This is a genomic window from Fodinicurvata halophila (assembly GCF_042651425.1).
Taxonomy (GTDB): Bacteria; Pseudomonadota; Alphaproteobacteria; order Kiloniellales; family DSM-21159; genus Fodinicurvata; species Fodinicurvata halophila.
Genome location: NZ_JBHSCW010000003.1, coordinates 447,270 through 467,600, shown reverse-complemented (window position 1 = coordinate 467,600; position 20,331 = coordinate 447,270). Strand labels below are relative to the sequence as shown.

At 61.4% G+C, this 20,331-nt stretch carries 18 protein-coding genes and 2 tRNA genes; 11 read left to right on the top strand and 9 right to left on the bottom strand.

All coding sequences use genetic code 11. The features are described from left to right. Nucleotides 1-129 precede the first annotated feature (129 nt). Nucleotides 130-786 carry a protein-L-isoaspartate O-methyltransferase family protein gene (locus ACFOW6_RS06985; RefSeq protein WP_382421618.1) on the bottom strand — a complete coding sequence of 219 codons (657 nt, stop codon included), beginning with the start codon at nt 784-786 and terminating at the stop codon, nt 130-132. 216 nt (nt 787-1,002) lie between these two features. On the opposite strand from ACFOW6_RS06985, the gene ACFOW6_RS06980 reads away from it, so the two are divergent. Next, nucleotides 1,003-1,076 (top strand) — tRNA-Cys (locus ACFOW6_RS06980). Between the two features lie 78 nt (nt 1,077-1,154). Beyond that, nucleotides 1,155-1,229, top strand: a tRNA-Asn gene (locus tag ACFOW6_RS06975). Between the two features lie 548 nt (nt 1,230-1,777). On the opposite strand, the gene ACFOW6_RS06970 is transcribed toward ACFOW6_RS06975, so the two are convergent. Continuing rightward, nucleotides 1,778-2,329 carry a winged helix DNA-binding protein gene (locus ACFOW6_RS06970; RefSeq protein WP_382421617.1) on the bottom strand — a complete coding sequence of 184 codons (552 nt, stop codon included), beginning with the start codon at nt 2,327-2,329 and terminating at the stop codon, nt 1,778-1,780. Between the two features lie 360 nt (nt 2,330-2,689). Here ACFOW6_RS06970 and ACFOW6_RS06965 point away from each other — a divergent pair, with 360 nt between their 5' ends. After that, complete coding sequence (locus ACFOW6_RS06965) at nt 2,690-3,337, top strand: response regulator (protein ID WP_382421616.1); 648 nt, start codon at nt 2,690-2,692, stop codon at nt 3,335-3,337. A gap of 321 nt (nt 3,338-3,658) precedes the next feature. Then, nucleotides 3,659-4,369 (top strand): LuxR C-terminal-related transcriptional regulator, encoded by a 711-nt coding sequence (locus ACFOW6_RS06960; RefSeq protein ID WP_382421615.1) that lies wholly within the window; start codon nt 3,659-3,661, stop codon nt 4,367-4,369. Nucleotides 4,370-4,388: 19 nt separating this feature from the next. On the opposite strand, the gene ACFOW6_RS06955 is transcribed toward ACFOW6_RS06960, so the two are convergent. Both ACFOW6_RS06955 and ACFOW6_RS06950 read right to left on the bottom strand, forming a co-directional pair. Next, nucleotides 4,389-4,916, bottom strand: a complete 528-nt coding sequence (locus ACFOW6_RS06955; RefSeq protein WP_382421614.1) for a hypothetical protein — start codon at nt 4,914-4,916, stop codon at nt 4,389-4,391. A 143-nt stretch (nt 4,917-5,059) separates the two neighbouring features. Beyond that, nucleotides 5,060-5,824: a helix-turn-helix domain-containing protein gene (locus ACFOW6_RS06950; RefSeq protein WP_382421613.1), complete on the bottom strand. Its 765-nt coding sequence runs from the start codon at nt 5,822-5,824 to the stop codon at nt 5,060-5,062. Between the two features lie 427 nt (nt 5,825-6,251). On the opposite strand from ACFOW6_RS06950, the gene ACFOW6_RS06945 reads away from it, so the two are divergent. The 6 genes from ACFOW6_RS06945 (at nt 6,252) to ACFOW6_RS06920 (ending at nt 12,115) form a co-directional block, all read left to right on the top strand. Next, complete coding sequence (locus ACFOW6_RS06945) at nt 6,252-7,121, top strand: CsgG/HfaB family protein (RefSeq protein WP_382421612.1); 870 nt, start codon at nt 6,252-6,254, stop codon at nt 7,119-7,121. Between the two features lie 2 nt (nt 7,122-7,123). Next, nucleotides 7,124-8,473 (top strand): hypothetical protein, encoded by a 1,350-nt coding sequence (locus ACFOW6_RS06940; RefSeq protein ID WP_382421611.1) that lies wholly within the window; start codon nt 7,124-7,126, stop codon nt 8,471-8,473. A 77-nt stretch (nt 8,474-8,550) separates the two neighbouring features. After that, a complete protein-coding gene (locus ACFOW6_RS06935; RefSeq protein ID WP_382421610.1) occupies nt 8,551-9,021 on the top strand; it encodes a hypothetical protein in 471 nt (156 codons plus the stop codon). Nucleotides 9,022-9,092: 71 nt separating this feature from the next. Beyond that, nucleotides 9,093-10,040, top strand: a complete 948-nt coding sequence (locus ACFOW6_RS06930; protein ID WP_382421609.1) for a tetratricopeptide repeat protein — start codon at nt 9,093-9,095, stop codon at nt 10,038-10,040. 27 nt (nt 10,041-10,067) lie between these two features. Then, complete coding sequence (locus ACFOW6_RS06925) at nt 10,068-10,511, top strand: hypothetical protein (RefSeq protein WP_382421608.1); 444 nt, start codon at nt 10,068-10,070, stop codon at nt 10,509-10,511. A gap of 473 nt (nt 10,512-10,984) precedes the next feature. Then, nucleotides 10,985-12,115 (top strand): type III PLP-dependent enzyme, encoded by a 1,131-nt coding sequence (locus ACFOW6_RS06920; RefSeq protein ID WP_382421607.1) that lies wholly within the window; start codon nt 10,985-10,987, stop codon nt 12,113-12,115. 63 nt (nt 12,116-12,178) lie between these two features. On the opposite strand, the gene ACFOW6_RS06915 is transcribed toward ACFOW6_RS06920, so the two are convergent. The 5 genes from ACFOW6_RS06915 to ACFOW6_RS06895 form a co-directional block, all read right to left on the bottom strand. Beyond that, nucleotides 12,179-12,988: an N-acetylmuramoyl-L-alanine amidase family protein gene (locus ACFOW6_RS06915; protein ID WP_382421606.1), complete on the bottom strand. Its 810-nt coding sequence runs from the start codon at nt 12,986-12,988 to the stop codon at nt 12,179-12,181. A gap of 62 nt (nt 12,989-13,050) precedes the next feature. Beyond that, entirely contained in the window at nt 13,051-13,725 is a 675-nt protein-coding gene (locus ACFOW6_RS06910) for an ABC transporter ATP-binding protein (protein WP_382421605.1), read from the bottom strand. Continuing rightward, complete coding sequence (locus ACFOW6_RS06905; protein ID WP_382421604.1) at nt 13,722-14,501, bottom strand: ABC transporter ATP-binding protein; 780 nt, start codon at nt 14,499-14,501, stop codon at nt 13,722-13,724. The genes ACFOW6_RS06910 and ACFOW6_RS06905 overlap by 4 nt, the downstream gene beginning before the upstream one ends. Beyond that, nucleotides 14,498-16,378, bottom strand: coding sequence for an ABC transporter permease (locus tag ACFOW6_RS06900; protein WP_382421603.1), 1,881 nt, complete (start codon nt 16,376-16,378; stop codon nt 14,498-14,500). Before ACFOW6_RS06900 ends, ACFOW6_RS06905 begins: the two co-directional genes overlap by 4 nt. Nucleotides 16,379-16,447: 69 nt before the next feature. Further along, nucleotides 16,448-17,650: an ABC transporter substrate-binding protein gene (locus tag ACFOW6_RS06895; RefSeq protein ID WP_382421602.1), complete on the bottom strand. Its 1,203-nt coding sequence runs from the start codon at nt 17,648-17,650 to the stop codon at nt 16,448-16,450. Between the two features lie 134 nt (nt 17,651-17,784). Here ACFOW6_RS06895 and hrpB point away from each other — a divergent pair, with 134 nt between their 5' ends. Next, complete coding sequence (hrpB, locus tag ACFOW6_RS06890; RefSeq protein ID WP_382421601.1) at nt 17,785-20,322, top strand: ATP-dependent helicase HrpB; 2,538 nt, start codon at nt 17,785-17,787, stop codon at nt 20,320-20,322. The last annotated feature ends 9 nt before the right edge of the window (nt 20,323-20,331 follow it).

Genomic DNA, 20,331 nt, shown 5'->3' with positions numbered 1-20,331 from the left:
GGCATCGTTCCGGTGTCATGTCGTGAGGACCCGCTTCAGCATGCGTCACGATACTGTCCTGCTCTCCTCTGAGCCAGTCCTGACTGGGCAGGAACCCCATTTTTCCCGCCCGGTCCGGACAACGGCTCGCTAGAACACGAAGCGCGGCGGGGCCTTGAATTCCTCCAGAACGGGCGTGGAGGCATCGAAGAGGATCCGATTGGACACGATGCCCTCGTCCTTGCGATAGAGCCGCGCCCGTCCGATGCCGCCCGACGCCGGTCGCGTGACCGTGACCAGCCGACCGCCTTCGGCCAATTGCTCGGTCAGGCCGGCCGGCAGCTCCTCGACGCCGCCGTTGACCAGGATCACGTTGTAGGGCGCCTGCTTCGGATAGCCTTCGGCCAGGTCGCCCTGTACCACCACGGCATTGGATATCTCCATGCGCGAGAGCAGGTCATTGGCCGTGTCCACAAGGCCGGGATCGCTTTCCAGGCCCACTGCCGTGCTGCACAGGCGCGCGAGAATCGCGGTCGCATAGCCCGTGGTGCAGCCGATATCCAGCGCGACATCGCTCTCCTGGATATCCGCGGCCTGCAGAAGACGCCCGAGAACCATCGGCTCCAACAGGTAGCGTCCGCCCCCTATATGCAGATCCTCATCGATATAGGAGATGCTGCGAATGGTTTCCGGCACGAACAGCTCGCGCGGCAGGGTTTCGAAGGCATCGAGCAAACGCTCCCCGAAAACACGGTTGGTCCGCAGCTGGCTCTCCACCATATTCTGGCGGGCGTAGGCATAATCCATGGTCAGGCCTCACAGGAACAAACCGGACAGGTGCAGGCGTCCGGTTGGACTTTTCTCTCGGTTCAACTGCGGTTTATAGTCAGCCTGCCGGTTCAAGACAACTCTCGCAGCACCACCTTGCACGTGTGCGAGTGACAATTCTCGTTCCGCGGTGCTTGACCGGCCAGCACGCCACACACTATACATCGCCACCCATTGATGGCGGCTTTGCCCTCCGGCCCGGTGGCAGAGTGGTTATGCAGAGGACTGCAAATCCTTGCACGTCGGTTCGATTCCGGCCCGGGCCTCCAATACAGGCGGCAATCGGCATTGCACCGCTTCAGGAGCTTTGCTATAAGCCGCGAACCAAACCAAGTACGGTTCCCTGATCCGCGGTAGCTCAGCGGTAGAGCAGGTGGCTGTTAACCACCGGGTCGCAGGTTCGAGTCCTGCCCGCGGAGCCAATACACGAAGGGCCGGTCCCCCGCTGGACCGGCCCTTCGTCATTTTAAAGCCTTCCTTCCAAGCCAATATCTTCGACCATTTTCATGAGATGAAGTTGCAGTTGCCTGGCTTTACGTTGCCGGCAAGAAGCTCACGAAATGTTACCATCTGCGGGCGCCCTCACCCTCCGAGGATACAATGGAAATACATACTGTTTTCAATAAGTTATAAAATCGGGCTGTGACAAAAGATAGACCGGGAAACCAAAAATATTTTCCCGCTACGCCGTCGGGGCTATATTCCGGTCAGAAAGCTCAACCGGGCTTTCATGATGCTAGGGAGGTTGGGATGAGACATGAGGCCAAACGCTGCCATCAAAATGTCTATACCCCCCGTAAAACTTCAATCATCGAGCGGCAACGGGTTCTCAATCTGGGCCTGATGACCGGATGCCTTCTGCTGGGAACGTTGGCCGCAACACTCTGGATTCAGATGGTTTTCTGATCACGGCAAAAACCGCTGAGTCCTCAGGCGCCGGAGCTTCCGGCGCCTTTTCCTTGAGAAGCCCTCAAAGCGACGTTGCCGAGCGCGCCGCCTGGTCATAGAGACCCGAGAGCACGCGCAGGTTCTTGGCCAGCGTCTCCAGGTCGCGGTGCTCCACGCCCCCCAGCGAGGAAAAGGTCGACACCAGACAGGCCTCCCGGACTTCCCTGTACTTCCGGATACAGTTCTCGCCGTCCGCAGTGACCTCGAAAACAACCTCCTTGCCCTGGCGGTGTCTCTGCACAAGGCCGAGGCGGCACAACTTCTTCAATGCATAGTTGACGGTATGGCTTTCTTCGATGTTCAGGACAAAGCAGATATCCGCCAGGCGCTTGCCCCGGGCACGATGATAGACACTGTGCAGAACCAGCACATCCAGGGTGGACAGATCGGGCATGCCCGCCGCAGCCATGCAGCGCACGACCCAGCGCCCGAACGCATTCCCGGCAATGATCAGGCCGAACTCGAACTCACTGAGTTCGGCCGCCTGCTCCGAAACGAGATGCGAGGAGGAGACAATGTAACGACGCGGCTGCGCTGCGTCGCCTCGCTCATCCCCACTGTTCGACTCCGTCATGACGCGACCGCTCCAAGCTGGTTTTCGACAACAACCCCATGCGAGAGGGTCTTGCTTCCCTTACCGAATCGTGTCTCCTATTCTTCAGTTTGCCGATAATTTATCAAGCAGTTTGCCAAGCCTCCCGCCAACCTGAAATAGCAATTCCCATATTTTAATAAACATTAGTTTACTGTTTTTTGCCGGACTACCCCAAAATTGCCCCTGTGCATATGTTATTTTTGTATACACACGTGAAAAATCGAAGTATAAAGAGTTAGGGGTAATCCGAAATCAGAAATTTTCCTGCGAGAAAGAGCTGTAACCCATCGACTTGCTCGCACCCCTGTAAAGCTTCCGGATCAATCGAAAGCAGGTACCATGTCTGTCCTGGTCGTCGATGATCATCCACTTGTGACGAAAGCTCTGGTCCACCTCCTGGAAACAGAAGGGATAGAGGCCGCCTCGGTCTCATCCGTAAAGGAAGCGATAGAATACATTCGCACGATCCGGAAGCCCGATCTCGTGATCCTGGATGCACACATGCCGGGGATCGACGGCATTGCGGGCCTCGGATTGCTTCAGTCGGGTTTTCCGGGCCTTCCCGTCGCCCTCTGGTCCGGGGACGAGTGCCAGGAGATGATCCAGAAGGCCATCGAGAACGGGGCCATCGGTTTCCTGTCGAAGGCCATGTCCATCCGGGCGATCATCCCGGCCATACACCTGATGCTGGCCGGCGAACCCTACCTGCCGGTCCATCTCATGGCCTCCAGGCAGGAACCACCTGAAAATCCGGCGAGACGGCCGCTGCCTCCTTCCCTTACACCCCGGGAATTCGCTGTGCTTGAAGAGCTTTGCCATGGGCTGTCCAACAAGCAGATTGCGCGCAACCTCGGAATCGAGGAAATCACGGTGAAGCTGCACCTGCGTTCGATCTACAAGAAGATCAATGTCAAGACGCGGACCCAGGCCATTGCCGCCTACTGCAACCAGCCGCAGGCAACCACCGTTCAGGAAAAGACGATCTGAATTCCCTGCGATTTTAGAAGCTTGCCCGATAGACAGGATGGATTTTCTGGAGAGGACCTCCCGGTCCTTGGCAGACCCTGTTACCCGGAACCCTCCAAGTCCCTCAGGTATGCCCTGACCCCATACCAATGGGCATACCCCATACCTCTGTACGGGCAACCTATCCCATCTAGCGACTCTGTTCCTATGCGCTTTTGAGGCAAGCTAGCCTTGTTCGCTGACTTTATTTCGGCCATCCGAACCGAAAAGATGACATCAGAAAAATCGGATAGCCGAAGATTAACGAAAGAGAAAAAATCTCGAGCCCGGCGAACGAATGTCATGAAACTCGAATTCAGGGGCAAGGCAATGGACAACTATCAGAACAGCTCCGTCATGATCATCGATCACAGTCGCCTTCTGAGAGAAGGCCTGCGGCAGATCATGGCCGGCACCAGCTTCTCGGTTCTCTATGAGTTTCCCAGCCTGGAGGCTGCGCTCGACGCGCCGCTCGAAGGCGGGGCACCCCAGCTGATCCTGCTGGAGTGGCTGCCGCGCGAGAATGAAGACAACCCGGTCACGCGCCTGCGGGAACGCCTTCCGGACGCGCGGGTCATCGCCTTCGGGGACACCCTTTCAAAGCAGCAGATGGTTCAGGCCCTGCGAGCCGGCGCCAGCGGCTATCTGCTGAAGGACATGTCCCTCGACGCGCTGATCCAGTCGCTCAGGCTGGTTCTCATGGGTGAAGTGGTCTTCCCCACGGAACTGGCGGCCCACCTTGTGACCGGCAGCTTCAGCGTGGACACGGCGGCCGAAAGACTGGGCATCAACGGCTTTGGTGCCACATTGTCCGAGCGCGAGCTACAGATCCTGAAATGCCTGATCAACGGCTATCCCAACAAGATCATCGCCCGTCAACTCAGCATCACCGAGGGCACGGTCAAGGTGCACCTCAAGGGCCTGCTCAAGAAGATCCATGTCCAGAACCGCACGCAGGCGGCGATCTGGGCCCTGGATCACGGCATCCGGCACAATGACGGCGCGGAAGCCTGATCCCGTGTCCCAGTCGGCATCACAGCCCGTTCAGCTGGCCGATCCAGGTGTCGATCACCTGGCCGGCCGGCGTGGCCGTGGAGGTGGCGACGCCGGTCCAGCGACCCTGGTCGGACGGCGTGTTCATCAACTCGGTCCAGCCGACGTAGGCGACCTGGGCGGAGTCGTAGGGATTTCCGGCATAGCCGCTGGCCAGGTAGGGGCCCGAGGATGTGCCGCCATAACCGAAACCGCTCAGCGACAGGAAGCCGTTGGGGCGGTACGGCAGCGTCATGGAGCTGGGCCTGGACAGAAAGGCCTGGCGGTCCGGACCGCGCCGCACATCCAGCAGGAAGCCGTCGGAGCCGCGATAGAGGTTGTCGGGCTCGCTGCCGGTGAATTCGCGCTCGAGGATCGCCTGGCGATAGCCCGGGCTCATGCCCACACCGCCGGAGGGCCCCTTCCAGCCGGGTTGCCAGGGCTGGTTATTCCACTGGGCGGAGGCCGCGGATGTCCCGGCGAGGACAAAGGCCGCAGCCAGCATGGTGACGATCACGGAAGACTTCATGAAACCGCTCCTCTACAGACAGGGAACTCCTGACCGAATACATACACGTCTGCGCTTTGCTTGATCTCGAAGCAGAACCACAGGCATGAAAGTCAGTGTACATGAAGTCTAGATGCGGCGCCTTGCCGTAGAAGACCAGCCCCCTACCCCTCAAGAACGGCGCCTACCCCCTTTTCGTGGCATTGCACGTCCTTTCTGTTCCGGTGTGATCCGGCGACTGCGTCCCAGTTGTGACTCTCGGGGGTCATCGCTCTCTCTTCCTCCGCTTCACGCATCCAATAGGCCAGGACAGCGGCACAGGTGCGGTTCTCCAGGTTCAGCCGTGCCAACAGGGCCCGCACCAGCGTCTTGACCCGCGCCAGGGGCAGCTTCAGCTCCCGGGCGATCTGGGCATTGGTCATACCATGGCCCAGGCAATCGAGCAGACGGCGATCCTCGTCGTCCAGGTCCTTCGGAAACTGGATTGCACCGGGACAGCGCAGGAAATGCGCCATGGCATGCCTGCTCATCACGCAGAAGCCGAACTCCGCCAGTACCAGGCGATCCTGTTCGCTGTGGCGCGGCGCGTCGAAAAAGAATACGCCAAAACTGAACACCTCCCATCCCCAATAGCGGAACGTCATCAGCATCTGCCGGACGTCCTCCAGGGTGGTCATCAGGATAAAGGGCACCACGGTTCGCTGCCCTGTCGTATCCTGTACTTGCAGGGGGTGAAGCTTTGAGAAGTCCAGGCGCACGATTTCTCCATGCTCCAGACGCGCGTGAAGGTCCTCGGAAAGGGACAAAGCCTTGAGCCGTTCCTCACGGAGCAACAGACCAACGGTTTTCTTTGCCTGCAGGCCGCCTTGACTGCGAAACAAGGCTTCGGGATCACAGGCAACGAGGACCTTCTGATTCTGCTTTGCCATACCGTTTCCTGATCATAAGGAGGTGACGCTTCCGGACTGTTCCCGAATGAACGGGCAATGTGTCCTGCCTGGTCCCACTCCAACACATTTCACTTACGGGGCCAGGCTTGTTCAGGATACGTTCATTCGCCCCCTTTCATTGCGGATCAAAAGAGAGAGCCAGCCGGTCAGAGGGAACGCGGATCTATCCTCACGCACCTGCCGCTCACCCGAATGATGCAGTCCACGGCCCTTTCGGGGTAACCCGCATAAATCGAAAATTATCTATAATAAAAATCCTTAACCTAAATGGTCCGCGAAACTATCCGTACGATATGTTTCGCCAAACGCAATAATATTCAAAGATCGCTTTCCAGATCCTCCTGGAGCACCGATGACGACAAGACCGTCTCGGCTTTCTCCAGCGGCAGCAGATTAGAGGGAAGCGATGACCCAGCGCTCAATCACAGCACGCCGTCTCCTGACCGGTTTGGCCTTCGTGGCCCTCATGGCAGCGTCGGCCTGCGCCCCGCACACCACGGCCGAGAACATCAAGGACGCGCCCAAGGGGCCCGAGCCTTTCTTCAGCTTCCCGGTCACCTCCAACGACACGCCCTATTCGCAGTGTCTCGCCTCGTTCCGCAAACACCCGGCCAACAACCTGCCCGCCTTCACCGTAGGCGAGGTCGCCGACAAAACCGGACAGATCGACCGCACCAGCAATAGCGCGGTGATCTCCCAGGGCGTGTCCGAGATGGTCATGAGCGCGCTGTGGAAGACCGGCAAGGCCAAGCTGGTGGAGCGCTTCGACCTGCGCATCCCGCTGGCCGAAATGAAGATGATCGAACAGGGCCTGACCACCCGGCCCCAGAACGGCATGGCCAGTTCCATCCGCGCCAGCGACTTCGTCGTGCTCGGCGCGTTGACCGAGCTCAACTACAACATCGTGAGCCAGGGCGCGGGCCTCTGGGTCGGCGGCATCGGCGCGGGCGCGCGCACGGTGGTCATCAACGTCGGCCTGGACCTGCGCGTGGTCAACTCACGCAACTTCGACGTCGGATATGTCAGCTCCCTTCAGAAGCAGATCTACGGCTACGAGGTCGAAGCCAACGTCTTCCGATTCTTCGGATCCCAACTCGTCGAGTTCGATGCGGGTCGTATCCAGAACGAACCGCTCCAGCTCGGCGTGCGCTCCGTCGTGGAAATGGCGATCTACCAGATCATGACGGAGTACTTCGGGCTTCCCGCCAGCAAGGAATGCGGCGAAATCCAGGAAGCCCATAACCTTGACGCAAGTGACTCTAAGAAGGAGAGCTAAAAATGAAAAGGACCTTACGTTACGGGCTCCTCGCCGGCGCATCCGGCCTGGCCCTTGGCTTTGGCCTGGCCACAGCGCCGGCCCAGGCTTTTGATGAAGTGGATTGGACTTGGACATCAGAGGTTAACACTGACTTCACCATTGATCCCGAGATTGTTTGGCAGGTCGATCCCGAAGGCCTGGTGATGGTGGAATCCATCCAGGTTAGCGTTGGTGATATCACGGCAACTTCCACGGTCAGTGGTGTTCACAACAACCAGCCCGAAGGCACAGGCTATGCCGATGGTTCCTTCACCTTTGAAAGCGAAATCTTCGACGATGATTATGTCGATGGTCTCGACTTCAACAAGGGTGTCTATGATGGTGAAACCTCTGGTGAGGTGGCTGGCATCCAGCCGGGCGCACAAACCGAGTCCACATTTGGCAGCACTGATGACAGTGGAGATGTAGGAGACCTGGATAGCGGGGTCTATGACGCAACCGGGGCTCTCGATGGGGCGACTGTCAGCGTCCACGGGGGCATCGCACCGGATGGTGGCTCCTGTAACAATGAGCCTCCAGGCGAACAAGGTTGCGTTATCTTCACCGTCGACATCGAGGACATGTATATCATCGGCGATGCGGCCCTGGATGCCGTCATCGAATTACCCGAGGTTGTCAGCGTGGCAACCGCCGTGGCCAACAACCTCAGCGTGACGGCCGATGCCGGCACACTTATGCACAATGGCCAGTATGCCTTTGGGGAGTTCAATGCTCCTGAAACCGGTGATATCACCTACAAGGAATGGGAGTACGAGAAGGAGTGGGAGTACTGGTATAAGGACATTGGGCGTCGCAGTGTCTCCTTGGGTGGCGGTGACGGAAGCGCCTCTGGCAGTGGCGAATATTTCCATGCCTCTGGCGATCTGGCCAACGCAGCACTCGCAGCTGCCGGCATTTCTCAGGTCGACACCGGCAACCGTCACCATGATGTTCTGGCCACCGCCACCATTCTGGCGGCGCTTGGTCTGATCGAGCAGGGTAACGTCACGGCAGAGTCGGATGTCAGCGATATCCTGAATTCTTCGGTTGATAGCAATGCCACGGCTGTCTCCAACAATATCTCGGTATCGGTGAATCCGGGTGAAGAGACTGAAGTCGATGGCGAAACGACAATCGTTTCAGGACCGGCAATCGATAACCTACTGGTCGCCGACTACACCCAGTTCAGCTACATGAATGTGGAATCAACCTCCACTGTAGATAATGTTGGGGTCAACAACTACGTGAACCTAGGTAGCATCGACCGTCCGCTCGTGAACTCCACGGCAACTTCGGTCGGCAACAACATTTCCGTCAACGTCGGGAACTGAACCTTACCTGATCTCGGAGGCAGGTGGAAACACCTGTCTCCCCTTTTCAATCAGCCAACTCGGGAAAGGACAAGGCAATGTACAGATACTTTATTGCAGTCGCCGCCCTGCCGCTGACACTATTGGCCGCGGATATGGCCATGGCCCAGCAGATGGGCAATGATGGTTGGCGCTGGTCGCGCAACAAATCCATGGCGGCCCAGTTCCAGGCCATGGAACGCAACGGCGGCAGTGTGAACGGCGGCGGCTTGGGCGCCCTCAACCAGTACACCACCAACTACACCACCAACTCCACCTCGGTCGGAAATCTGAACGAAATCACCCAGATCCTCTCGGAGGGATCCGAGGGCTACGTCGGACAGCAGACAGACCAGCATAGCGAAGGCAGCCAAGACTCAAGTGCCGATTCAGACATTAGCCAGAACAACTCTATTAACGACATTCAAGGTGACAATAACGACACCTCTAGCAGTAGTGATACCGCTAATACGGAAGAGCCAAGTGAGGAGCAGTCCGAAGAACAGACCGCCGAGGTCGAAGCGGAGTGATACCTATTAATCATATGCGGCCTGACTATGGCCGTATCTGGAAGAGGCCGGTCAACACCGGACGAAGAAAGATGTTCCAACAAAATTCAAAATCTAAAAGCCTGCTTCGAGCTCTTGCCATGGGTGCCATTCTGGCCAGCCTTGCAGCGCTTTCACCAGAAAATGCAACAGCACAGGAATTGGGAGAGAGCAGCGTGGACGAGTTGCGCATGGAATCAGCCAAAGGCAACCCGGAAGCGGACTTCCAGCTGGGGCTGCGAGCCTCCATGCAGCGCCTGCCGGGTGAAAGCCCGACCAAGGCCTACGAGTATCTTCGCCGTTCGGCCGATGCCGGTCACCTGGAAGCAGGCTTCCTGTTGGGCTCGCTCTACCTGAAAGGATTCGCGGGCCAGCAGACCTCACTGCAGGCGGCGGAGCGATATCTGAGGCAGGCCGCGGAACGAGGTCATGCGGGCGCGCAGGAAAAAATTGGGCAGTACCACCTTTCCAATGCAAACAATCCAAGTGAAGCTGCTCGTTGGTTCCAGGCCGCAGCAAACCAGGGACTGGCGAGTGCGGAAAACAACCTCGGTCTGCTTTATGCGGAAGGCAGAGGAGTCAACAAGGATCCAGCTCGTGCCTTTGAATTGATCAACAGGGCCGCGAGCAAGGGACTGCCGGGTGCCAAGCATAACCTTGGGCTTCTCTACAAGTCTGGAACAGGTGTGGCAGCCGACCCGAACCGCGCCAAGCAACTCTTCGAGGAAGCGGCACAACAAGGCTATCAACGCTCTCAGTATGTGCTGGCCCAGATGCACATGAAGGGCGAAGGAGTTTCCCAGAACCCCGTGGAAACGCTGAAATGGCTTATGATTTCCGCTTCCGGCAAGGACAAGAAACTTCTGGAAGCCTCGCGCAGAACCCTGATTGCCCTCGTGCAACAGACCTCACCCACCCAGGTACATGATGCCGCTGAGGCGGCCCGCCAGTGGGCCATCCGCTACGAGATGAATGCGCCCTATCAGGTCAACCAGAACTGAACCAAGTCAGCGGGAGGAGCGAGACCAATGAAACACCTGAAACTTCTCCTCCCGCTTTTGCTTTTGCTGACCCTCTCGGGCTGTGGCGGGGCGGCCGTCATGCTGGCTTCGGCCGCGCTGAGCGGCCTTGGCGGTGCGGTGGGCGGTGGTATGTCCTCCGGCATGGAGAGCACCGGCGGTTACCGCAGTCCGCACACGGCGTCCGGTGTCCAGAACGGTGGTCAGGTCGACGAGTCCATCGGCCAGGCCCTGCAGGTCTCCGATCAGGACGTCACCAATGCCTGCCGCGCCCGCCTGCCGGAGGAGTCGAACCTGCCCCTGGCCGCGGGCGAATGTGAGATCCGCATGACCTGTCTGCCCGGTGCGCAAGCGCCGATGCGCCTGCGCATGTGCATGCCGCCGGACGCCGGCCCCGACAATGTGAGCGCTGAATCGGACGCGGCTTCCCGTCCAACCGACCAGGCGCTCTAAGCCCCGGTTTGCGGCTGCTTTCTCCGCCCGCGGCAACATGACTCGAAAGAATTTTTCCCCTGCGATAAAAAGCTGTTGCGCAGATTCAAAAAAGGCATTATCTGCACTCTTGAACCGTATTCGCACGTGCCTCTGGCCGGGAGGGATATTCCGGCGAACGCAACGACGTGACGCGGCTTTTTTGGTCTCGCCGGCCTTCCATCCGCCGGCCTTACCGAGAGAGACGAATTACATCGCTGCCAGGGCGTGCGGAGCCGGGATTTTCCCGTCCGATTAAAGCTGGCGTCAGAGAACCCAACCGGTTGGATCCGTTCCTTCTGGCGTCGGTCACGTACCGCAGTCACTTTCACGCGCTTCGCGTCAGGCCAGGCCTGGAACGAAGCTGGAATGTCAGCCGTGCCTCCACAGCACTGGCATTCCCTGGTCGCACTCATTTGCACGGTTTCACAGCCGACCTGCTGAAAGGGACAGCCATGACCCCGAAGATTTCCAGCTTCCTGAACGACGCCCAGCCGCCCACCCCCTGCATGGTGCTGGACCTGGATGTCGTCGCCGACAACTATCGCTGCTTTTCCGCCGCCCTGCCCGATTCCCGTATCTACTACGCGGTCAAGGCGAACCCGGCACCGCAGATCCTGGAGCTGCTGACCCAGCTCGGCTCTTGCTTCGACGCGGCCTCGGTGGCCGAAATCGAGATGGTGCTGCGGGCCGGCGCGGACGCGGCGCGCATTTCCTATGGCAACACCATCAAGAAGGAATCCGATGTCGCCCGCGCCCATGCCCTGGGCGTGGACCTCTTCGCCTTCGACAGCGAGCCCGAACTGGAGAAGATCGCGCGGCAGGCTCCCGGCGCGCGCGTCTTCTGCCGCATCCTGACCTCGGGGGAATCGGCGGACTGGCCGCTGTCGCGCAAGTTCGGCTGCGAGGAGGACATGGCCGAGACCCTGATGCTCAAGGCCATCGAGCTCGGCCTGGACCCCTATGGCATCTCGTTCCATGTCGGCTCGCAGCAGCGCGATCCGGGGCAGTGGGATACAGCTCTGGGCACCGCGGGACGGTTGTTCCGCCGCCTGGCCGAGAAGGGCCTGCAGCTGCGCATGGTCAATCTGGGCGGCGGATTTCCGACCCGCTACATGAAGGAGATTCCCACGGCCGAGGCCTATGGCCAGGAAATCATGGAGTCCCTGCGCCGTCATTTCGGCAACCGCCTGCCGGACACCATCATCGAGCCCGGCCGCGGCATGGTGGGCAATGCCGGCGTGATCCAGAGCGAGGTGGTCCTGATCTCGCGCAAGTCGGAGGCCGACGAGCGCCGCTGGGTCTATCTCGACATCGGCCGTTTCGGCGGACTGGCGGAAACCGAGGGCGAAGCCATCCGCTACCCGATTGCCACGCCGCGCGACGGCGAGGAGGTCGAACCCGTGGTCCTGGCCGGCCCGACCTGCGATTCCGCGGACGTCATGTACGAGAAGGTGCCCTATGACCTGCCGATCAGCCTGACCATCGGGGACAAGATCCTGATCGGCGCGACGGGCGCCTATACCACGACCTACTCGTCCGTGGCCTTCAACGGCTTCGAGCCTTTGGCCGAGCACTACATCTGAAACGACGGCGCTCCGAAAACGAAGGCCGGGCCCGTGCCAAGCGCAGGGGTCCGGCCTTTTCGTTCAGAGCGTTCCGTTGCGCTCGCGCAGGAACACGCTGGCTACCTGCCCGATCTCGCGCGCCAGGGTCTGGGCGATCCGGCGCCGCGAGCCGGCATCGGACAGCAGGCGCTCGTCCTTGGGATTGGTCAGGAAGCCGGTTTCCACCAGAACCGACGGTATCTCTCCAGAACGCAGGACCGCAAAGTTTGCCGAACGGCGGGGATTGTCCAGCAGGTGCAGGTCCTGCGCCGCCCCTTCCACGATCAGGCGCTGGGCACGGCGGGAATCCTCCCGCGCGATGCGGCGCGCCAGATCCATCAGGATCGCCGCCGTGCGGGAATCGGTGTTGCGCAGGTCGATGCCGTAGATCTCGTCCACTGAGTTTTCGCGCTCGGCCAGCGACTCCGCGAAGTCGTCGGAGGCTTCCTCGGCCAGTGTATAGGCTGACAATCCGCGCGCATTGCGATTGGGCGCCGCATCGGCATGGATGGAGATGAAGAGGTCGGCCTGCAGTTCGTGGCCGATCCGGACGCGATCCGGCAGGGCCAGCGAGATATCGTCTTCGCGCGTGAGCGCCACATGATGCGGCAGGCGCGCATTCAGGTCGTCGCGCACTTCACGGCAAATGGACAGGGTGACATTCTTTTCCAGTGTCCCCGCACTTCCGATCGCCCCGGGGTCGCGCCCGCCGTGACCGGGATCCAGTACGATGACCGCTCCGGCGGGTTTTGCGGGTACAAGCGGCGGTGTCTCTGCCCAGGTCCGCCGGGCGGACAGGCTGCCAAGCAGAGCCGAAGCCAGCAGGCCGGTGAAAAACGTCCGTCTGTACACCTTTTGAACCCGACTCCGTTAAGATCTTATCCGTTCGAGGGTTAACATGCCTGAGTCTGCCGTCAAGCCAAAGCGGAGCCCTCTTCCTGTGGGCTGACTATCCCGCGATCGATGTAATAGCCACGATCGATCAGGCCTTTGGCAAAGGCCGGATTCTGCTCCGAGAGCAGGACGGACACACCCTCGCCCTTCAGTGTTGAGACCGCCTGGCGCATCTGCTGCACCACCACTGGCGCCAGCCCCTCGGAGGGCTCGTCCAGCAGCAGCAGACGCGGATTGCCCATCAGGGTCCGGGCGATGGTCAGCATCTGCTGCTCGCCGCCGGACATGGCGCCGGCGGAACGCTCGTACAGCGCCTCGAGCCGCGGAAACAGGGCAAAGATGCCCGCCGACGTCCAAACCGGGCCGTTTCCATCACCCTCGCGCTGGGCAACGGCCAGATTCTCGCGTACCGTCAGTCCCTGGAAGACACGGCGTTCCTCGGGCACGTAGCCGATCCCGCAGCGCGCCACCTCGTGAGGCGCCAGCCCGGAAATATCCTGTCCCTCGAACTGCAGCCGGTCGGCATGGCGATCCACGAGTCCCATAACAGCCTTCAGGGTGGTGCTCTTGCCGCTGCCATTGCGGCCAACCAGGGCCACAACCTCCCCTTCCCTGACCTCGAGAGCGACATCGAACAGAACCTGGGCCCGGCCGTACCAGGCGCTCAGCCTCTTCATCTCAAGCAAGGCCGTCATTCGCCCTTTACCTCCTGGCCACCTGTCTCATCCCCAAGATCCCCGAGGTAAATCCGCTGCACCTCGCTGTTGCGGCGCACCTCGCCGACGGTCCCGTCGGCCAGTACGGCGCCCTGGTCCAGGACCAGGACACGATGGGCATACCTGAAGACAACAGACATATCGTGCTCCGTGAAAAGTACGGACATGCCATGCTGTTCGACAAGATTCTTGACCTGATCCATCAGCTGCGCGCGTTCTTCCGGAGCCATTCCCGCCGTCGGCTCGTCCATCAACAGAAGGTCCGGTCCATGGGCCAATGCTACGGCCAATTCCAGTCGCTTGATGTCGCCATACGCCAGGGTGCCGCAGGTCTGCCGGGCCGCCTCTTCCAGGTCCAGCCGCTGCAACAGGGCCATGGCTTCAGCGTGGTACAGGTTGCGTGCATGCGACCAGAGGCGCCGCGAACGTCCGTGATGGGAGATCAGAGCCATCTGCACGTTCTCCAGCACTGTCATGGAGGCGAAGGGGGCCGCGATCTGGAACGTGCGGCCGATCCCGAGGCGCCAGATCCGGCGCGGCGGCAGTCCGGTGATCGCCCTGTCGCGATAGACGACCTCTCCACTGTCCGGGCTCAGCTGGCCGTTCAGAAGGTTGAAGCAGGTGGTCTTGCCAGCCCCGTTGGGTCCGATCAGGGCCCGCAATTCCCCGTGATTGACCGCAAAGGAGACATCCTTCACGGCCTGCACGCCGCCATAGGCCTTGTTGAGGCCCCGAACCTGCAAAATCGCCGTCACGAACGCCTCCGGGGCCACCAGCCCGATATGTCACGCTCCGCCCCTGCGATCCCTCGGGGAAAGAGAACGCACAGCAGGACGATCAGCGACCCGAGGATGAAGCGCCAGTAGTTGGTGAGACTCATCAGTTCGGCCTTGAGACCGGTGAAGATGGCCGCCCCGAACAGCGGGCCCGTCAGCGACTGCACACCGCCCAGCAGCACCATGGCCAGGGCATCCACGGACTGGGGAATGGCCATGGCATCCGGGGATACGCTGCCCTTGAGGAAAACGAACAGTCCACCGGCCACGCCGGCGAAGATCGCGGCCAGCGTAAAGGCCAGCCAGCGATGCTGCCGCACGTCGATGCCGATGGCCTCGGCCCGCAGGGGAGAATCGCGGCCGGCGCGCAGGGTGTAGCCGAAGGGTGCATAGGCGAATCTCCGCAACAGAAACAGGCAGACCAGGACGACGCCCAGCACCAGGTAGTAGAACACCACTGGATCAGAGGCCCACTCAGAGGGCCAGATTCCCAGCAGACCATTGTCTCCGCCGGTCAGGCTGTCCCACTGGAAGACGATGGACCAGGCGATCTGGGCGAAGGCCAGCGTCAGCATCGCCAGGTAGACACCCGACAGGCGCACGCAGAACCAGCCGAAGACCAGGCCGCCCAGACCGGCCAGAAGGGGAGCAGCCAGAAGGGCCGTTTCCATGGGCAGCCCCAGGTGCCGGAAAGCCAGGGCGGCCCCGTAAGCGCCCAGGCCGAAATAGGCCGCATGGCCGAAGGAAATGACGCCCCCCAGGCCCATCAGGAACTGCAGCGAGGCGGCAAAGAGCGCGAAGACCGCCATCTCGCTGACGATATACATCAGGTAGCTGTTCGCACTGACGGCCGGCAACAGGAAAAGCAGCAGGACCAAAACGCCCAGGGCCAGGCGATGCCATCGTCCGGGCGGGCGCAGGACCGTTGCCTCCACCGACATGCCGCCCCGGTGCAGCGCTTCCGGCCGCCCCAGCAGGCCCCAGGGGCGCAGGACGAGAACGACCGCCATCACGATGAAGATGGAAACCAGCTCAAGCTGCCAGACGGTAATCCCCAGAAGCGAGACCTGGGCATTGGAAATCGCGAAGGTGCGGATCAGCGAGACCAGGACAGCCGCCAGGTAGGCCCCGAGAATGGATCCCATTCCACCCACCACCACGACCACGAAGACCGAGGCGATGATCTGCATGTCCATGGACAGATTGGCGCTGCCCTTCGGCAGCTCCAGGGCCCCACCCAGTCCGGCCAACATGGACCCCAGTGCGAAAACGGCGGTCAGCAGCCAACGCTGGTTGATGCCCAGGGCCGAGAGCATTTCCGGGTCTTCCGTGGCGGCGCGCACGAGCGCTCCCCAACGCGTTCGGTTGAAAAGCAGCCAGAGGCCCAGCAGAACGAGGGGGGCCAGGACGATCAGGAAGATGTCGTATGTCGGCACCGGTCGACCGAGAACAGTATAGGCACCATCAAGACCGGGCGGCCGCACGCCGAATCGATCCTGAGGGCCCCAGATCGCCAGGGCCACGTCCTGCACGATCAGGACCACACCGAAGGTCGCAAGCAACTGAAAGAGCTCGGGCGAGCGATAGAGTCTTCGCAGGACCGTGATCTCCAGCAGCCCGCCGATAAGCGCCACGGCCAGGATTGCGACAAGGACGGCCAGCCAGAAACCACCCGCCTGCCCGCCCCAGAGCTGGATCAGGGTCACGGCGATATAGGCGCTAAGCATGTACAGGCTGCCATGGGCGAAATTCACGACACGCGTGACGCCGAAGATGATCGTAAGGCCGCTGGCCACGAGAAACAGCGAAGAAGCACTGGCCAATCCGGTCAGCAACTGGATGATCAGACTGTCCATCGCCTCAATACTTCCCGGTCAGTGACCGGCTCAGGTCATCAGGGATCCCCGGTACCAGCTTCAGAGAACTCAGTCTTCTCCGCGCAGTTCGCGTACCTTCTCATCCGAAGGCAAGTATTCCTCGCCCGAACCATAGCGCCAGTCCACCATGCGGGGCTTGCCGTCCTTGACAGTCAAACGACCGACGAAGGTTCCCATGGTGCTTTGCTGGTCGATGCTGCGATACCTGATCGGCCCCAGTGGGGACTCGACCTCCATGCCGCGCATGGCCTCGATGACGGTTTCCGTGTCCAGGGATTCGGCCTTCTCGATGGCCTTGGCAAGGGAATGCAGGGCCGTGTAGCCCACGACGGACCCAAGGCGGGGATAGTCGTCAAAACGCTCCTGATAGGCCTCCAGGAAGGCATTGTGCTCGGGCGTGTCGATGCCGTACCAGGGATACCCTGTGACGATCCAGCCTTCGGGCGCATCCTCGCCCAGCGGATCGATCCATTCCGGTTCTCCGGACAGCATGGACACGACTTCGCGATCCTCGAACAGGCCGCGCACTTCGCCCTCGCGAACGAAACGCGCCAGATCGCCGCCGAAGGTCACGTTGAAGATTGCCTCGGGATCGGCATCAGCCAGTGCCTGCACCACAGAACCAGCATCGATCTGTGCCTGGGGCGGCCACTGTTCGGCCACGAATTCGACCTCCGGCTTCAACTCCTTCAAGCGCGCCTTGAAGGCCTCCACGGCGGATTTCCCGTATTCGTAGTTGGGCGCGACGACAGCCCAACGGGTGGCCTCCAGTTTCGCTGCCTCCTCGGCCAGCATGGCGGCCTGGACATAGGTGCCGGGACGCAAGCGGAAGGTATAGTCATGCCCTGCATCCCAGACGAGATTGTCGGTCAGCGGCTCCGCGGCCAGGAAAAGCACTTCCTTCTGCCGCGCGAAGTCGGACACCGCCAAGCCGACATGACTGAGCAGCGTTCCGAAGAGGAATTCCGCCCCTTCCCTGCTGACCAGCTCATTGGCAACCGTAATGGCATCGGAAGGGCTCGCTCCATCATCCCGGCTGATCACCTCGATCGGTTGTCCGAGCACACCGCCGGCGTCATTGATTTCCTCCAGAGCAAGCTGCCAGCCGTCGCGATAGGGATGCGTAAAGGCCGCATATCCCGTATAGCTATTCAAATCCCCGAGACGGATCGGTTCCTGGCTCATAGCAGCGCTGGAAAGTCCGAGGAGAACCGCGAGAGAGGCTGCCGCCGAGATCAGAAGACGTTTCATGGCCTTGACCATCCCGTTGTTTGTATTCTCTGCATGTTAACGAGTGAACCATACAGAACAAGAGCAGCCGCAGGGTTTGGACCGGTGACCTCCCTTTTTGCGCTCTGCGACCTAAGGCCGGGCTGGATGCACGCATGAGCGCATCCCCTCTTTCTGCCCTCAACCTGCCGATCCTAAGCGTCCTGGGAGACGTTCAGGAGGCTGTAGAGGCCTTTCCCTCCACCCTTGTGAAGGCGGCACCGGGGGCGGGCAAGTCGACGGTGGTGCCGCTTCACCTCCTGCAGACGGCAGAGTGGCTGGAGGGACGCTCCATCCTGATGCTGGAGCCACGCCGCTTGGCGGCACGCGCCGTGGCCCTGCGCATGGCCGAACTGCTCGGCGAGCGCGTCGGACGCACCATCGGTTTCACCACGCGCCTGGAAAGAAAGGTCTCTTCCCAAACCCGCATCGAGGTGGTGACGGAAGGCATCCTGACACGCCGTCTGCAAAACGACCCCGAACTGCGCGGCACAGGCCTGGTCATATTCGACGAGTTTCATGAGCGCAGCCTGCAGGCCGACCTTGGCCTGGCGCTGTGCCGCGACCTGCGCACGGCCCTGCGGCCCGACCTCAAGCTTCTGCTCATGTCCGCCACCCTGGACGTGGCCCCCCTGCGGGATGCCCTCGGCGAAGCTGCGGTGGTGGAAAGCGAGGGCCGGGAATTCCCGGTCGAGACCCGGTACCTACCGACGGACACGCGCACACGAAGTACGCTCTGCAGCGGCGTTGCCCAGGCCGTGCAAACCGCGCTGCAGGAGACCAGCGGCAGCCTCCTGGTCTTCCTGCCCGGAGAGGCCGAGATCCGACAGACACTCGCCCGTCTGGAGGACTCGCTCTCGCATAAGCGGGTCCTTCTTCACCCGCTTTTCGGCAGCCTATCCCAGGACAAGCAGAAGGCGGCCCTGGCGCCGCCCCCTTCCGGCCAACGCAAGGTGGTCCTGGCCACCTCCATTGCCGAAAGCAGTCTGACCATCGAGGGTGTCTCGACGGTGATCGACAGTGGTCTCGGGCGACGCCCGGTCTTCGATCCGGCCCGCGGCATGAGCCGCCTGGAAACCCGCAGGATTTCTCGCGCCTCCGCCGACCAGCGGCGGGGACGCGCCGGACGCCTGGGACCCGGCACCTGCTATCGACTCTGGGCCGAGGAACAGGATCGGGCCCTGATTGCCTTCGACCCGCCCGAAATCCAGACAGCGGACCTGACCTCCCTGGTCCTCGAGCTCGCGGCCTGGGGCTGCAGAACCTGGCATGAACTGAACTGGATCGATCCGCCGCCATCGGCCGCCTTTGCCCAGGCCCAGGACCTGCTCGTCCAGCTTGGTGCCTTGCAGCCCGACGGCAGCATTACGCGCCATGGACGAAGCATGGTCGAGGTGGGAGTCGCGCCGCGCTACGCACATATGATCCTCAAGGCCCGGGAATTCGAGGCCTCGCGGACGGCCTGCGACCTGGCAGCCCTGCTCGACGAACGCGACATTCTGCGTCGCCGCGGACAGGGCGCGCCTGTCAGCGACTTGCGGCAGCGGCTCGAACTGCTGGCCGATCCGGAACAGGCAGGAGGCGCCGACGACCTCGACAAGGGCGCCTTGAAACGCTGTCGCCAGGCGTCCGGGAAACTGCGCCGTCAGCTGTCTCTGTCGAGCCAGCCGAGCCGTCCGGACCTGGCCGGCGAGCTGGTGGCCCTGGCCTATCCGGACAGGGTCGCCCGGCGCCGCGGCGGTTCCGGAGGTTATCTCATGCGCAATGGACGCGGCGTCGAACTTCCCGAGGACGACCCCCTGACCACGGAAGAATGGGTCGCCATTGCCCATCTCGACGACCGTCCCGGCAACGCGCGGGCCTTCCTTGCGGCGCCGCTTTCGCTCCCTCGACTCGAGGCGCTGTTCGAAGCGGACTTGGAGCTGCAGCGGCGTGTGGAATGGTCCAGTCGCGAGAACGAGGTCCTGGCGCGCGAGGAATGGCGCCTGGGGGCCCTGGTCCTGCGCAGCCGGCGCCTTGACCAGGTTGCCCCGGACGAGATGCGTGCCGCTCTACTGCAGGCCGTAAGGGACAAGGGCCTGCGCCTCCTGCCCTGGACGGACGAGGCCCGCCAGCTGCAGGCCCGACTGGCCTTCATGCGGAGCCGGGATCCCGAGGGCCGCTGGCCGGACGTCGACGATTCGGCCCTTCTGAGCAGCCTGGAGGATTGGCTCGCCCCCTACCTGGTCGGTGCGCAACGCCTGCAGGATCTCGAAACGCTTGATATTCGCCTGATCCTCTACAGTTTACTCGATCATGCACAGCAGAAACGTCTGGACAGCGAGGCTCCGGAGAATATTGCCGTACCCAGCGGAGCCTTGCGCCGGATCGACTACACGCCAGAGGAGGGCCCGGTCCTGCCGGTCAAGTTACAGGAAATGTTCGGCGCCACGGAAACGCCACGGATCATGAACGGCCGACTCTCCCTGATCCTGCATCTGCTCTCCCCGGCCGGACGCCCCCTGCAGGTGACACAGAACCTGGAAAGCTTCTGGCAGGAGGGCTATCGCCATGTGCGCGCGGAGATGAGAGGCCGCTATCCGAAGCACCCCTGGCCGGAAAATCCATTGGACGCCGCCCCGACGGCTTCTACGAAACGGCGCAAATCCCAATAGACGGCGGAG

Coding starts and splice junctions, on each gene's coding strand:
- hrpB (WP_382421601.1), top strand. CDS start 17,785: ATGAGCGCATCCCCTCTTTCTGCCCTCAACCTGCCGATCCTAAGCGTC.
- ACFOW6_RS06950 (WP_382421613.1), bottom strand. CDS start 5,824: ATGGCAAAGCAGAATCAGAAGGTCCTCGTTGCCTGTGATCCCGAAGCC.
- ACFOW6_RS06910 (WP_382421605.1), bottom strand. CDS start 13,725: ATGACGGCCTTGCTTGAGATGAAGAGGCTGAGCGCCTGGTACGGCCGG.
- ACFOW6_RS06925 (WP_382421608.1), top strand. CDS start 10,068: ATGAAACACCTGAAACTTCTCCTCCCGCTTTTGCTTTTGCTGACCCTC.
- ACFOW6_RS06945 (WP_382421612.1), top strand. CDS start 6,252: ATGACCCAGCGCTCAATCACAGCACGCCGTCTCCTGACCGGTTTGGCC.
- ACFOW6_RS06920 (WP_382421607.1), top strand. CDS start 10,985: ATGACCCCGAAGATTTCCAGCTTCCTGAACGACGCCCAGCCGCCCACC.
- ACFOW6_RS06965 (WP_382421616.1), top strand. CDS start 2,690: ATGTCTGTCCTGGTCGTCGATGATCATCCACTTGTGACGAAAGCTCTG.
- ACFOW6_RS06930 (WP_382421609.1), top strand. CDS start 9,093: ATGTTCCAACAAAATTCAAAATCTAAAAGCCTGCTTCGAGCTCTTGCC.
- ACFOW6_RS06955 (WP_382421614.1), bottom strand. CDS start 4,916: ATGAAGTCTTCCGTGATCGTCACCATGCTGGCTGCGGCCTTTGTCCTC.
- ACFOW6_RS06935 (WP_382421610.1), top strand. CDS start 8,551: ATGTACAGATACTTTATTGCAGTCGCCGCCCTGCCGCTGACACTATTG.
- ACFOW6_RS06960 (WP_382421615.1), top strand. CDS start 3,659: ATGAAACTCGAATTCAGGGGCAAGGCAATGGACAACTATCAGAACAGC.
- ACFOW6_RS06895 (WP_382421602.1), bottom strand. CDS start 17,650: ATGAAACGTCTTCTGATCTCGGCGGCAGCCTCTCTCGCGGTTCTCCTC.
- ACFOW6_RS06900 (WP_382421603.1), bottom strand. CDS start 16,378: ATGGACAGTCTGATCATCCAGTTGCTGACCGGATTGGCCAGTGCTTCT.
- ACFOW6_RS06970 (WP_382421617.1), bottom strand. CDS start 2,329: ATGACGGAGTCGAACAGTGGGGATGAGCGAGGCGACGCAGCGCAGCCG.
- ACFOW6_RS06940 (WP_382421611.1), top strand. CDS start 7,124: ATGAAAAGGACCTTACGTTACGGGCTCCTCGCCGGCGCATCCGGCCTG.
- ACFOW6_RS06985 (WP_382421618.1), bottom strand. CDS start 786: ATGGATTATGCCTACGCCCGCCAGAATATGGTGGAGAGCCAGCTGCGG.